The organism is Devosia sp. MDV22-iso42 (assembly GCF_058629155.1).
Genome location: NZ_JBZVWR010000011.1, coordinates 197,482 through 211,034, shown reverse-complemented (window position 1 = coordinate 211,034; position 13,553 = coordinate 197,482). Strand labels below are relative to the sequence as shown.

General features: G+C 66.4%; 14 protein-coding genes. 7 read left to right on the top strand and 7 right to left on the bottom strand.

Features of this window, described 5'->3' with window-relative positions; translation table 11 throughout:
• Positions 1-12: 12 nt before the first annotated feature.
• The 3 genes from AC4NN3_RS14450 to AC4NN3_RS14440 are packed head-to-tail and all read right to left on the bottom strand — an operon-like array spanning position 13 to position 2,815.
• A complete protein-coding gene (locus tag AC4NN3_RS14450) occupies positions 13-1,377 on the bottom strand; it encodes a cytochrome P450 (protein ID WP_491927780.1) in 1,365 nt (454 codons plus the stop codon).
• 35 nt (positions 1,378-1,412) lie between these two features.
• On the bottom strand, positions 1,413-2,117 hold the full coding sequence (locus AC4NN3_RS14445) for a DnaJ domain-containing protein (protein WP_491927779.1): 705 nt from the start codon (positions 2,115-2,117) through the stop codon (positions 1,413-1,415).
• Positions 2,114-2,815 carry a VWA domain-containing protein gene (locus AC4NN3_RS14440; protein ID WP_491927778.1) on the bottom strand — a complete coding sequence of 234 codons (702 nt, stop codon included), beginning with the start codon at positions 2,813-2,815 and terminating at the stop codon, positions 2,114-2,116. The genes AC4NN3_RS14445 and AC4NN3_RS14440 overlap by 4 nt, the downstream gene beginning before the upstream one ends.
• 141 nt (positions 2,816-2,956) lie before the next feature.
• On the opposite strand from AC4NN3_RS14440, the gene AC4NN3_RS14435 reads away from it, so the two are divergent.
• From AC4NN3_RS14435 to AC4NN3_RS14415, 5 genes are all read left to right on the top strand, one after another.
• Positions 2,957-3,736, top strand: coding sequence for a hypothetical protein (locus AC4NN3_RS14435; RefSeq protein WP_491927777.1), 780 nt, complete (start codon positions 2,957-2,959; stop codon positions 3,734-3,736).
• Between the two features lie 137 nt (positions 3,737-3,873).
• On the top strand, positions 3,874-4,167 hold the full coding sequence (locus AC4NN3_RS14430; protein ID WP_491927776.1) for a BufA1 family periplasmic bufferin-type metallophore: 294 nt from the start codon (positions 3,874-3,876) through the stop codon (positions 4,165-4,167).
• 66 nt (positions 4,168-4,233) lie between these two features.
• Positions 4,234-5,103 (top strand): MNIO family bufferin maturase, encoded by an 870-nt coding sequence (gene bufB, locus AC4NN3_RS14425; RefSeq protein ID WP_491927775.1) that lies wholly within the window; start codon positions 4,234-4,236, stop codon positions 5,101-5,103.
• Positions 5,100-5,861, top strand: a complete 762-nt coding sequence (locus AC4NN3_RS14420) for an HvfC/BufC family peptide modification chaperone (protein ID WP_491927774.1) — start codon at positions 5,100-5,102, stop codon at positions 5,859-5,861. Before bufB ends, AC4NN3_RS14420 begins: the two co-directional genes overlap by 4 nt.
• Before the next feature lie 9 nt (positions 5,862-5,870).
• Complete coding sequence (locus AC4NN3_RS14415; protein ID WP_491927773.1) at positions 5,871-6,368, top strand: DoxX family protein; 498 nt, start codon at positions 5,871-5,873, stop codon at positions 6,366-6,368.
• On the opposite strand, the gene AC4NN3_RS14410 is transcribed toward AC4NN3_RS14415, so the two are convergent.
• Complete coding sequence (locus AC4NN3_RS14410; RefSeq protein ID WP_491927772.1) at positions 6,350-8,212, bottom strand: adenine deaminase; 1,863 nt, start codon at positions 8,210-8,212, stop codon at positions 6,350-6,352. The genes AC4NN3_RS14415 and AC4NN3_RS14410 overlap by 19 nt on opposite strands.
• Positions 8,213-8,396: 184 nt before the next feature.
• Here AC4NN3_RS14410 and AC4NN3_RS14405 point away from each other — a divergent pair, with 184 nt between their 5' ends.
• Positions 8,397-9,359, top strand: a complete 963-nt coding sequence (locus AC4NN3_RS14405) for a nucleoside hydrolase (protein WP_491927771.1) — start codon at positions 8,397-8,399, stop codon at positions 9,357-9,359.
• Positions 9,360-9,365: 6 nt separating this feature from the next.
• Here the strand turns inward: AC4NN3_RS14405 and AC4NN3_RS14400 are convergent, their stop codons facing one another.
• Entirely contained in the window at positions 9,366-10,052 is a 687-nt protein-coding gene (locus tag AC4NN3_RS14400) for a phosphoribosyltransferase (RefSeq protein WP_491927770.1), read from the bottom strand.
• Between the two features lie 74 nt (positions 10,053-10,126).
• Here AC4NN3_RS14400 and AC4NN3_RS14395 point away from each other — a divergent pair, with 74 nt between their 5' ends.
• Positions 10,127-11,293: a M20 aminoacylase family protein gene (locus AC4NN3_RS14395; protein WP_491927769.1), complete on the top strand. Its 1,167-nt coding sequence runs from the start codon at positions 10,127-10,129 to the stop codon at positions 11,291-11,293.
• On the opposite strand, the gene AC4NN3_RS14390 is transcribed toward AC4NN3_RS14395, so the two are convergent.
• Together AC4NN3_RS14390 and AC4NN3_RS14385 are read right to left on the bottom strand one after the other, a co-directional pair.
• Positions 11,290-12,180, bottom strand: a complete 891-nt coding sequence (locus AC4NN3_RS14390) for a nucleoside hydrolase (protein ID WP_491927768.1) — start codon at positions 12,178-12,180, stop codon at positions 11,290-11,292. The two genes, AC4NN3_RS14395 and AC4NN3_RS14390, sit on opposite strands and share 4 nt — an antisense overlap.
• Positions 12,181-12,214: 34 nt before the next feature.
• Entirely contained in the window at positions 12,215-13,540 is a 1,326-nt protein-coding gene (locus tag AC4NN3_RS14385) for an amidohydrolase family protein (RefSeq protein ID WP_491927767.1), read from the bottom strand.
• Between the last annotated feature and the right edge of the window lie 13 nt (positions 13,541-13,553).

The window sequence follows — 13,553 nt, the reverse complement described above, 5'->3', positions numbered from 1 at the left end:
GGGTTGAATCTACTATCGCGGCGTTACGCGCAGGTTGATCCCGGTATCGGGACGTACCGTCATCAGCATGGTCGGCCGGGGCAGGGGCTCGGGGCCCGGCGCGAAGCGGAACCGCGCCAGCAGGGTCGCGAGGATAATCTGGGCCTGCATCATGGCAAAGTTGGCGCCGACGCAGACGCGCGGACCGGCACCGAAGGGCAGATAGGCATAGCGGTCGCGGGCCTTGGCCGCCTCCGGGAGGAACCGATCAGGATTGAAGCTGTTGGGGTCGTCCCACAGCAATTCGTGGCGGTGCAGCGCATAGAGCGGCAGGAAGATCACGTCATGGGGGGCAATCTGCCGGCCGCCCAGTTCGTCGCTGGCCCGCACCTCCCGCGCCAGCATGCCCACCGGCGGATAAAGCCGCATGGCTTCCTCGAGGATGCGGCGGCCCAGCGGCATGGCGTCGAGATGCTCGAGCCCGGCCGGCTGCTCGCCCAGTGCGGCGCGCGCCTCAGCATGGGCTTGCTCCTGGATGGCGGGGGTCAGGGCCAGCAGCTGCAGCGCCCAGCTCAGCGCCAGCGCCGTGGTCTCGTGCCCGGCAACGATAAAGAACTGCATATTGTGCAGCACGTCCTGCGGCGACATGGTCCGCCCGGTTTCCGGATCCTGCGCCTTGAGCATGAAATCGAGCAGGTCATCCGCCGTACCCGTTGCCTGTTTTCGGCGCGCCGCAATGGCTTTTTCCACCATGTCGTGCATGGTGCGCACGGCGCCCATGCCCAGCACTTCGCCGGGCCGTGGAAACCAGCTCGGGACGCGCAGGAAGTCCAGCAGCGAGGCTTTTCCGGCGGTCTCGAAATAGCGGATGATGGCGGCGCCATAGACCCCGGCATCAAAGTGCTCGCGGCCCGACAGCGCTACTTCGCAGATCACGTCGAACGTGGCCGTCAGCATTTCCCCCACCATTTCGGCTTGCGGTCCGGCAGCGCCCAGCCGCTGTGCTGCCCGTTCGGCCGTGGCCGTCATCACCGGCGCCAGGGCGGTGACATTGCGCTGGGCAAAGACCGGAGCGACGGCCCGTCGCTGCCAGCGCCAATCGGCGCCTTCGGCCGTGAACAGGCTGTTGCCGATCGCTGGCCGCAGCATGCGCAGCATCACTTCGGATTTGGGATAGTTCGCCGCATTGTCGAGAAAGATGCGCCGCAGCGCGGCCGGGTCCTGCACCATGTGCCAGCGCGCGCCCATGCGGCCCGACACCATGGGCTGCCGATAGGCGATGGCCGGGATGATCTCGAGCACGTTCTGGCGCGCCGCCCGCAGCGACTGCAGCAGCGACAGCGGCTCGCGATGCGGTTCGACATGCGGCGGCAGCACGGACGGATCGATCTGAGGCAAGACAAGCTCCTTGATGACGGGCCGGCCGACGCGCTCTATTGCCGCTGCTTGAGCAGCAGATCGCGCGCCTGGTTGATCTTGACCGCGAGATAGCTCGAACCGCCGTGATCGGGATGCACGGCCTTCATCAGCTCGCGATGGGCGGTGCGGATGTCATCCTCGCTGGCATCGGGTTTGAGGCCCAATACCTCATAGGCCTCGGTAATCGGATCGCCGCCGCTCGGGGCGGTAGCGCCGCCACCGGCATCCTGTTCGGCAAAATATTCGCGCCAGCCGGCGCGATTGGCATCGAGCCAGCTTTCCAGCAGGCTGAGGCTGTCGGCATCGCTGCCGACTTCGGCCAGCAGCGCCCGGGTCTCGTTCTCGCCCAGATCGAGCAGGTCCATCCCGGCGAACTGGCCATTGAGCACTCGGCCCGAGACCGCGCCGGTATCGTGGTCGAGCTCCATGGCAAAGCTGTAGCTCTGCACCTTGGAGATATTGCCTGCATCCATGGCCGGCCCGTCAAACGAGATCGGCCCCAGCCGCCCGGTCCGCAGCACGGCTATGGCAGCCGCGCCGACAAACAGCGCGATATCGATCCGCCGCGCCAGCAGCAGGCCGATGGCGGCTAACCCGCCCAGCCCGCCGACCAGATAGCGCAGAACCCGCCACAGCACGCGTTGGTCCAGCCCGCGCGCATAATTGACGGCAGCAAGAACCGCCAGCAGCGCCAGCCCGCCGACAAAGAAATAGGTCATGATGGCAATTGCGCCAGCAGCGCCTTTGCCTGGCCGCTGGCCTGCAGCTTCAGCAGGTCGCGCCCGCCGCTGGCATAGGCGGCCACCGCCTTGAGCAGGGCGGCCAGCTCCTGCGGCGCATTGGCGTCGAAGCGAGCGTAAGCGCCCTTGCTCAGCCGGGAAAAGTCGCGGAAGGCGGCTTCCACCTGGGCGTCGCGACCCTCCTGGAAGATGAACAGCGGCAGACCCAGCAGGCCCAGCTGCCCGGCCTTTTCGGCCAGGTCGTCGACATTTTCTTCCATCGCGTCGCCGACATAGATCACCGCATTGATCCGCCGCCGCTTGTGCTCGGCACGGGCGTGGGCAAAAACCTTGGCAATCTGGGTATGGCCGCCGCGACAGTCGATGCCGCTCATCAGCCTGGCCAGAGCGTCGCCGTCGAGCACCCATTTGCTGGCCCGGCATTCGCCGAAGCCGCGGAAATACAGCAGCTGTACCTGCAGCGCGCTTGGCTTGGGAATGGCGGCAAACATCTCCGCCTGCAGCGAACAGGCCAAGTCCCAGGTCGGCTGGCGGCTCATCGTCGCGTCCAGCGCGAACAGCAGCCGCCCGTCCTGGGCCGCGTTCGGCCGGGCCATGGTGCCGACTTTCTGCACGAAAGCCGCAATATTGCCGCTGACCTTGCCCTTGTCGGGCAATCCAGAGGTTTGTCGCTTCACCGGGTCTTTTTGCACCATGCCCCAATATGTGGCCCGCAGCGCCCTGCCGCAAGGCCGGACCCGTCCGGTCACAGATTCGTAAAGTTCATCTTCCGGTAACCGCTCGGTCCCATCTTGCGGCAAAACCTGACGGGATGGCCCATGCTCACCAACGTTCTTCGCACTTTTGTCCTGCTGCTGGCCGTTACGGTCCTGGCCGGGTGCCAGTTCGCCGGGGACAATCGCGGCAATGTGCCGCTGCCCAAGCCGCTGGTCGAGCGCCTGGCGGCCATCGGCTCCTCGCCGGCCGAGCCGATGATGATCCGGGTCTACAAGGAAAGCTCCGAGCTCGAAGTCTGGAAGCGCACCAGGTCGGGCCGCTATGCCCTGCTCAAGACCTACCCGATCTGCAAATGGTCGGGTACGCTCGGCCCCAAGGTCAAGCAGGGCGACTACCAGTCGCCCGAGGGTTTCTACGACGTCACCCCGGCGCTGCTCAACCCCAAGTCCTCCTATCACCTGTCCTTCAATACCGGCTTCCCCAACAAGTTCGATCAGGCGCTGGACCGCACCGGTACCTATCTGATGATCCATGGCGACTGCCTGTCGGTCGGCTGCTACGCCATGACCGATGACGGCATCAAGGAGATCTATGCCCTTGCCCGCGAGACCTTCCGCGGCGGCAATAGCGCCTTCCAGCTGCAGCTGCTGCCCTTCCCCATGACCGAGGAGAACCTGGCGCGTCACGTCGCCAGCCCGCACACCGCCTTCTGGCGCAATCTCAAGCTCGGCACCGATGCTTTCGACCTGGCCGGCCAGCCGCCGACCTGGGACGTCTGCGAGCAGCGCTACGTCTTCAACCAGAACGACCCGCGCACCGCCCCGCTTGATCCCAATGCCGCCTGCCCGGTGGGCACCTATTCGACCATGGCGGCCCTCTAGCCCGGGGGGGGCGATTTCCCCTCGCTTCAAGTTCGAACACGAATTCGTGATCTGAAGGCCGGTAACGGCCGGCGCCGTGGCGCGAACTAACCTGCACGAAGCCAGTCAGGGCTTCGCCGCAAGGAAGGAACCACACCATGAAGTCCAGCAATTCACTCTTGCTCGCCGCCTCTCTGCTTGCCGCCATTTCGGCCGTGTCAGTGCCCGCCGCCACCGCTCAGGATGCCACCGAAAAATGCTATGGCGTCGCCCTGGCCGGTCAGAATGACTGCGCCGCCGGCCCCGGCACCACCTGCGCCGGCACCTCGGTGATCGACTACCAGGGCAATGCCTGGAAGGCCGTGCCGGCCGGCACCTGCCTGACCATGTCCTTCGAAGGCGACCGCATGGGGTCGCTCGAAGAGCTCGATCGCGACCTGCCCAAGGCCTGATTCGGCCGCCATTGCCCCGGAGGTCCGGCTGCCCGGATCTCCGGCCTTTGCTTAAGGGTGATCATCATGCAGTCAGCCAAGCTGCCGGCGCGCGCCGGCCTCGGGCTCAAGCCCCAGCACTATGCCGAAATCCTGGCCACCCGGCCCGAAATCGGCTTTTTCGAAGTGCATGCCGAAAACTATATGGGCGATGGCGGTCCGCCGCATCGCTACCTCGCCGACATCGTCGCGCACTATCCGCTGTCGCTGCACGGCGTGGGTCTTTCCATCGGCGGCGCCGGCCCGCTTGATCGCGACCATTTGCGCCGCCTGCGCGCGCTGACCGAACGCTACCGGCCGCAATCGTTTTCCGAGCACCTGGCCTGGTCGAGCCACGAGCAGGCAAGCCTCAATGATCTGCTGCCGCTGCCCTATACGCCGGCGACGCTGGACAATGTGGTCTCCCATGTCGACCAGGTACAGCAGGCGCTGGGCTGCCGCATGCTGCTGGAAAACCCCTCCACCTATGTGCTGTTTGCCGAAAGCAGCATCCATGAGGTCGATTTCCTCGCCGCCATTGCCGAGCGCACCGGCTGCGGCCTGCTGCTCGACGTCAACAATGTCATGGTCTCGGCCGTCAACCATCGGCTCGATCCCGTCGCCTATGTGGACCGCTTCCCGCTGCACCAGGTCGGCGAAATCCATCTGGCCGGCTATGACGAAACCACCGATGCCGCCGGCGAAAGGCTGCTGATTGACGCGCATGCCTCGCGCGTCAGCCCCGATGTCTTTGCGCTCTTTACCCATACTTTGGCCCGTACCGGCCCGCTGCCGACCCTGGTCGAATGGGACAATGACGTGCCCGCCTTTGCCGTGCTGGCCGAGGAGGCGGGCATTGTCGATGCGGCGCTGGCGATGAGCGCGCTGCAGCAGCATCGCCGCGAGCGCGTCGCGTGAGCGTCCCCCTGGAGGCGCAAGCGGCATTCGCCGCGGCGCTGGTCGATCCGGCGCTGCCGGTGCCGCCCGGCATTGTGTCCCATCGTGGCGACAGCGACGCCAAACGCTTTGCCGTCTATCGCAACAATGTCCATGTAGGCCTGGTCGGCGTGCTGACGGCCAAGTACCCGGTCTGTGCGCGCCTCGTCGGCACTGACTTCTTCACCGCCATGGCGCGGCTCTACGTGGCCGACCATAAGCCCGCCTCGCCGATCATGCAGCTTTATGGCGCCGACTTTGCCGCCTTCATCGAGCGTTTTGACCCGGCTCGCGCCGTGCCTTATCTGGCCGACATGGCGCGGATGGAAGAGGCCTGGTCAATTGCCTACAACGCCGCCGACATGGTGCCAATGTCCATCACTGCCCTGGCATCGATTGACCAGGCCAGGCTGCCAGAGCTGCGCCTCGCGGCCCACCCGGCGGCAAGCCTCATCGCTTCGGCCCACCCGGTAGGCTCGATCTGGTCGGCGCATCAGGCTGACGGCGTGGTGGTGCATCCGGGCGCCGAGGCGGTGCTGGTCAGCCGGCCGGCGCTGGAGGTGATGGTGACCGTCATCCCGCAAGCCGATGCCCTGTTCCTGTACCACCTGTTCGAGGGTGCCGCGCTCGGCCTGGCCGCGGCGGCCGCCAGCGATCTGCCGGAGGCGTTCGATGTCGGTCGCGCTCTGGTGGGGCTGTGCAATCTGGGCGCCTTTGCCCAACCCCTTCTCAAGCCATAGGAAGCACGCATGCTGCACAGACTGGTTCAGCTCTATCAACACCTTGATCGCCTGATCGCCGCCATCCCGCCCTCCCTCGGTCTCTTGGCGCTGCGGCTGGCGCTGGCCATCCCGTTCTGGCGCTCCGGGCTCACCAAATGGGATGGCTGGTTCAGCCTTTCCAGCGGCGCGCGCTACCTGTTCGAGCAAGAGTTCAAGCTGCACATTTTCGGGCAGGCTTTGGCCTATCCTTTCCCGCTGACCGCCGCCTTCCTCGCGGGCATCGGGGAACTGCTATTGCCCGTACTACTGGTACTGGGGCTGGGGACGCGGCTGGCCGCTTTGGGCATCCTGGCAATGACGCTGATCATCCAACTGACCATCCCCGATGGACTGATCAATTTCCACCTGCCCTGGGCCGCCATGGCGCTGGGCCTGATGGCCTTTGGCGGCGGCCGCCTCTCGCTCGATGCCCTGGTGGGTACAGTGCGGCGGCGGCAGGCGCCGGCTCACCAGACGATGGGGTGAGTCTCGCCCGTAGCGACATTGACGAAGCCCTCGGGCGCCAGCGGCGAGGGCGCCAACAGCACCCAGCGCCAGGGCGCGCAGGTCAGCGTCGCAAAGGCCAGACGCTCGGGAAAGCCGGGCCACCAGCGCGGCGAAAAGGTCGGCTCATACATCCAGTCGATCGTTTCGCCCTGCCGGTAGAGCTCCTGCATCTCGGCGTCGAGTTCTTCCGGTGGCCGCTGCGTCATCAGCCCGCCGACCTCGTAGCGCACCGTGGCGACCACCTTGTTGTCGCGCACCAGCGCCCAGCCGCCCTGACTCTGCCGCAGCGCGTTGACTGCCATTGCCATGGCCGCGTCAGACGAGCCGACCACCCAGATATTGTGCTTGTCGTGGCCCATCGAGCAGGCCAGCGCCACGTCGGGCGTGCTGGGGCCGGTGCCCAGCCAGAACATTTTCGACGTCCTGCCCTCGCCGGAAAAGCGGTCAACGATGGCGAACTTGGTGACATTACGGCTGCTGTCGCGCTGCACCGCGCCATCGGCCACGGGCAGCTCCATCGTGATGAATGTGTCGTCCCAGTGGAAGGGACGCAGCACTGCCGCCTGCATGCTCTCGCGCCCCGGTTCGGCGGCGATGACGAAATCTGCCGCCACCATCTCGCGGTCGATCTTGACGGTCTTGGTGGCCCATTCCGGCCAGGCAATTGCCGGGATGGGTTTCAAGAAATCCTTGCCGGCCGAGACCTGTTCGCCATCGGCCCAGACCTGGGCAATCGACAGACTCGCGACGTCGTCGAGCAGCACCAGATCGGCAAAGCGCCCGGGGGCGATGGCGCCGACCCAGGGCGTCAGCCGCATGTGGCGGGCCGGATTGATCGTCACCAGCTGAATGGCGATTTCGGGCGAAAGGCCCGCCGCGATGGCCAGCCGCACATTGTGGTCGGTGGCGCCGATCTTGAGCGTATCCGAGCAGGAGCGGTCATCGGTGCAGAGGGCAAAGTTGGACCAGTCGGTCTGGCCCGCCGCCAGGAGGCCCTTGATCATCTCGGGCAGCGAATGCGGGCGCAGCTCGATGAAGAGGCCGCGCCGCAGCTTGTCCTGCACCTCCTCGGTGGTCCAGGCCTCATGGTCCGAGGCCATGCCCGCCGCGGCAAAGGCGTTGATATCATTGATCCCGCGCATGCCCGCGGCATGGCCCTCGACCACGCCACGCTGCTCGAAGGTCGCCCGGATCATGCCCCAGAGCCGCTCATAGGACGGGTTGTCCGGGTTCCACACCGCCGGCCAGTCCATCACCTCGTCGAGCCCGGCCACCATCAGCTGTTGCTTGAGAAAGCTCTGCTGCTCGTCATAGCCGAAATGCCCGCCGCCCCATTCATAAGCCGTGGGCGGCACGGCCGAGCCGGGCAGCGGGAAGATTTTCATCGGCGAGCCGGCCAGCCGCGCCGTCAGCCAGAATTCGAGATTGTGCGGTCCATCGACATTGGAGAATTCGTGGCTCGCCTCACAGGTCCAGGTATTGCCATGCGGCAGCACCAAAGCGGCCTCGTATTCGGGGGTCAGGTGGCTCGATTCGATATGCTTGTGCACCTCGCCAAAGCCGGGCACGGCGCTGAGATGGCGCGCATCGACCCGCTCGGCCACGGTGCCGGGATAGGCGCCGGCAGGGCCGATCCAGGCAATGCGGCGGCCGGCCATGACGATTTCCTGATCCTCATGCCAGTTGCGGCCATAGACATCGAGCAGCCGCCCCACCCGCACCGACCTGTCGGCCGGGCGCTTGCCCAGCGCCACCAGCGCCAGGTTCTGCCGGATGGCGATTTCGTCGGCGGCATGGATCAGCAGGTCATCGGGCAGGGGCATCAGTCAGAAGTCCTTGGAGCGCAGCGTTCGGCCGGGCTGTTGCGTCGGCCCTGCTGGTGCGGCGTTGACAGCCGCTTTGGCGCTAGGCATGAACGCCGCGACATGGTTTGACAAGGCCTCGGCAACCGCACGGGCTCTTTCGGCCGCACGCCGCACGCCGCCCGCAGCAGAAAGTGGTCCTCAATTGCCCCATAAGCCCAATGCGCTGATCCTGGACACCGATGGCGGCGTTGACGACGCCCAGGCGCTGCTGATGCTGATCGCCAATGGCCGCCCGCCCAGCGCCATCACCACTGTGTTCGGCAATGTCGGCCTCGACGCCGCCACCCGGAATATCCTGGCCACCCTGGCTGTCGCCAAAGCCGATGTGCCGGTGCATGCCGGTTCGGGTCGTCCGCTGACTCAGGCGGTGATCGATGCCCGCTATATCCATGGCGAGGATGGTCTTGGCGGCGCGCCACGACCGTTGCAGACCGCAGCGCTGGCCGGCAGCAATGCTGTGGGCTTTCTGATCGACAGCTTCCGCGCCGCCGGCGCTAGCGGCCACAAGATCGACCTGCTGATGATCGGCCCGCTGACCAATCTGGCGCTGGCCTTGCGGCTCGACCCGACCATCATCAATGGCATCGGCCAGCTCACCATCATGGGCGGCACCATCTATGGTCGCGGCAATACGACGCCCGCCGCCGAGTTCAACATCTATGCCGATCCCGAAGCGGCTGCGATTGTCTTCGGCGCCGATATCGACATCCTCGTGGCGCCTTGGGAGCCCTGTGTTACCCACAACATGACCGGCGCCGAGGTCGACGCGCTGTTTGACGCCGTGCCCGACGGCCCGGAAAAGGCGTTTTCGATGGCGCTGGCCCGGCATGCACGCCAGACCATTGCCGGCTATGGCGGCGGCGACAATTTCCGCTTCGTCGATCCCCTGGCCGCCGCGGCCGTGATCGAGCCGGGCATCATCACCCGCTCGATCCGCGCCTCCGTCGATATCGCACTGGCGCCGGGCCTCGCCCGCGGCATGACCATCATCGATCCCTCGGGGCGCCTGGGCACGCCCATGGTCACGCTGATCGAGGACGCCAGGCTCGATCGGCTGATCGCGCTTTACGCCGCCTCCATCGCCTTCGTGCCGCCGGCAGGCTGATCGCGTCTAATCGCTCGGCAGCCAGCGGCCGGCTGCCGAGAGCGCCAGCCGCGGCGAAGCCAGCGGCGCCATGATGCGGTTGCGCCAGGCCGCCAGCGGCGCCTGCCAGCGCGTGCCCTGCAGCATGGCCGCCGCCACGGCGACTGGTGCGACGCCGGCCCGCTCCAGCAGCGTCAGCACCGCAGCCATCGACGTGCCCGAACTGATCACATCGTCCACCACGCCAACGCGCTTGCCCGCCAGCAGCGGCAGGCTACGCGGATCGAGGAAAATGGTCTTCTGCTGGTTCGGACTGGTGATCGAGGACATCGGCGCCGAATAGTCGTCGCGGTACCAGAATTTGCGCGAGGTCCCCAAAGCGACCATGCGGGTGTGGCCGAGGCGCCGGGCGACGTTATTGGCCAAGGGCAGGCCCAGCGTCGGCACCCCGACCACGACATCGACCCCCACCGCGTCCAGCATCTCGGCCATGGCCGCTGACAGTGCATCCTCGACCGCGAAACTGGCCTGGTTGATGATCAGCGAGGCCACGGCCGCGCTGCCATCGCCGGGAAGCACGCGAATGGGCAGCAGCAACTGGCGCCCATCGGGCAGCGCGGCGGGAAAGCTGTCCAGCCAGCCGGCCTGCGCGTCATCCTTATGGGTGCCGGGCGCGTCGAGGGTCTGCCAGAACTGGTGCGGAGCGAGCGACAATAGGGGTTTCCTTGCTGGCGCGCACCAAATGGTGGATGCTGCGACCGTGTTGATTTTCAAGAGTTTAGCAAGTCATGACCCTCGGCGACAATGATCCGTTCGAACTCGAAGCGATGATTGCCCTGCGCCAGGACCTGCATCGCCATCCCGAACTGGGCTTTGAGGAAGTCCGCACCAGCGCCATCGTCGCCCAGTGGCTGGAGGAAGCCGGTATCGCCGTGCATCGCGGCCTGGGCAAGACCGGTGTCGTCGGCACGCTGCAGGTCGGCAACGGCAGCCGCGCCATCGCGCTGCGCGCCGATATGGATGCGCTGGCCATGCCCGAACTGGGCGATCTGCCCTATGGCTCGACCACGTCCAATACCATGCATGCCTGCGGCCATGACGGCCACACTGTCATGCTGCTGGCCGCCGCCCGGCATTTGGCCCGCAGCCGCAATTTCTCCGGCACGGTGTATTTCATCTTCCAGCCCGCCGAAGAGGGCAGGGGCGGCGCCCGCGCCATGCTGAATGACGGATTTCTCGAGCGCTTCCCGATCCAGGCCGTCTATGGGCTGCACAATATGCCGGGCCTCGCTACCGACGAGATGGCGGTAGTTGCAGGTCCGCAGCTGGCCTCCTCGGACAGCTGGGAGGTAACCTTCCACGGCGTCGGCACCCATGGGGCCAAGCCGCATCTGGGGCGCGACGCCATGACCGCGGGCGCCCATTTCCTCACCGCCCTGCATACCATCGTTGCCCGCCGCGTCGACCCGCTGCAGCCCGCCGTGGTCAGCGCCTGCGCCATCACGGGCGGCGATTTCCGCGCCCTCAATGTCATTCCCGACGATGTGCGCATCGGCGGCACGGCGCGCGCCTATGCGGCCGGCGTGCGCGACCAGCTCGAGGCGGAAATCGGCCAGCTGGCCCAGGGCGTGGCCACCAGCTTTGGCATCACCGCCAGCTACAGCTTCACCCGCCGCATCGCCCCGGTGATCAATGATGCGACAGTCACCGCCACGGCATTGTCGGCAGCGCAGCGGGTCACCGGCCGCCCGGTGGTGACCGATTTTCCGCCCTCCACCGCCGGCGACGATTTTGCCGAGTTCGGCGCACGCGTTCCCGGCTGCTATGTCTGGCTGGGCAATGGCCCGGCGGTGGACGGCGCCCTGCATCACAATTCGCGCTATGATTTCAACGACGACGCCATCCTCACCGGCGCGCGCTACTGGACCACTCTGGTCGAGCAGGAACTGCTCTAGTCGAAGCCGCTGGCCAGCAGCGCCAGCGCGCCGGGCACGTCGACGGCCATGGCCACCACGACGGGCGAGCCATTGGGGCTCTCGGTCAGCGCGCCGGCATCGGCATCGTCGCCCAGATTGACGGTGAGGCGGTGCACTTCAAGCGCGAACAGGGCCGGCTGCAGCGCCAGCAGCATCACGCAAGGGTCATGCAGCGGCCGGCTTTGCCGCTCATCCTGCAGATAGGCGGCCAGCATGTCGGCGGCCAGGGCGCCGGCCGGGCTGCTGCGCAGCGCCTGGATATAGGCCTGGTCTGCCCGCAGGCGCCGGGTGACGTCGAGCGGCACGATCGTGGTGCGGATGTCCGAATGCAGCACCACCGCCACGGCTTCGGGGTCGGAGGCGAAGTTGAACTCCGAACCCGGCCCGGCATTGCCCGGCTCGGCAATCGTGCCGCCCATCGCCACCAGTTGCCCGATCCGCCCGGCAGCGGCCGGATGGTGGTTGATCAGCTGGGCGATATTGGTCAGCGGCCCCAGCGCAAGGACGTCGATCGAGCCGCTCGGCGCCGCCAGCAGCGTCTTGGCCAGCCACTCCACCGCCCCCGCCTGGGCTGGCACTATAGGCGCCGGCAGCGTCACGCCGCGCATGCCGTCATCGCCGTGAATGACGATGGCATCGATACTGTCGCGCGCCATGGCGCTCGCGGCGCCTGAGAATACCGGGATATCGCTGCGGCCCATGGCCGCCAGCAGGCCACCCGCATTGGTGGTCGTCCGCTCCAACCCGATATTGCCGGCCACAGTGGTGAGGCCAATCACCTCGAACTGCCCGCTGCTCAGCGCAAACAGAATAGCCACGGCGTCATCGAGGCCCGGATCGGTGTCGATGATGACCCTTCTCGTCATGCGCCTGTCGGGGCCTGTCGTGTGTCCGCTGCGTTCACGTCTGCTCTCCGTCGATGCGGATCATCTCCGCCTTGAAGGCGCTGGCGATTTGCATCGCGTCCCGCAGGATCTTCCTGGGCTCCAGCGTCGTGACGGCGCCAGCCCGCTTCAACCAGCGTCCCGCTACCATGACATCGCTCACGTCACTCGGGCCGGCTGCAAAGACCAGCATTGAATAGGGATCGTAGATCGGTTGCAAGCGCGGGGCGTCGATGTTGATGCGGATCAAGTCCGCCTGCTTGCCCGTTTCGAGCGAGCCAGTCTGGCTATCAAGGCCCAGCACGCGCGCACCCTCGATGGTCGCCATGGCGATGACGTCGCGGGCGGGCAGCGGCTTGCGCGAGCCGGCCAGCAGCTTGGCAAACATCGAGACAGGCGCGAACTGGGCAAAGAGATCGAGCGTATTGCCGCTCATCGGCCCGTCGCTGCCCAGGCCCACCGGCAGGCCGACCGCGCGCATGGCCTCGACCCGGGCAATGCCGCGCCCCGCCTTGCCATTGGAGCGCGGATTGGTGACCACGCCCACGCGCGCCGCCACCATCAGCGCGATATCGGCATCGCTCAGATGCAGGCAATGGGCGGCGATCAGGCCGGGTCGCAGCAGGCCGGACTGCTGCACCACCGCGACGCTGGAGCTCTGGTGTTCTTTCAGCGCCCAATCGACCTCGAGCTGGCTTTCCGCCAGATGGATCTGCACCGGCACATGCTCATGGGCATCCGCCCAGTGCGCAATGCGTTCCATGACGGCAGGGCCCGTCGAATAGGGCGCATGCGGCGCAATCGAGGGGGTGATGAGGGCGTGGCCGGCAAAGCGATCGACCAGCTCTTCCACCAGCGCAAAGCCCTGGTCGAAATCATGGTGGTCCGGCGCGTTGAAGTCGGCCAGGGTCTGTCCGACTATCGCCCGCAGTCCGGCCTCGGCGACGACGGCGCCGACCTCGGTTTCGAAATAATACATGTCGGCGACACTGGTGACGCCGCCCTCGATCATTTCGAGCGCCGATAGCGCCGAGCCGATCCGCACCATGTCCGGCGTGACGAATTTGCGCTCCAGCGGCAGGATATAGCGATAGAGCCGGTCATCGACATCTTCGGCCAGACCGCGAAACACCGACATGCCCATATGGCAGTGGGTATTGACCATGCCCGGCATGACGATGCCGCCGCCACAGTCCACGATGTCAGCGTCCGCGATCACCGGCGGCGCGCCGGCGCCCAGCGCCGTGATGGTCGTGCCATCGATCTGCACCCAGCCCGGATTATGCTCGGTGAAACCCGCGTCGAGCGTCAGCACCCAGGCATTGGTCAGGATGATGGTCATGCCTGGCGGCCTT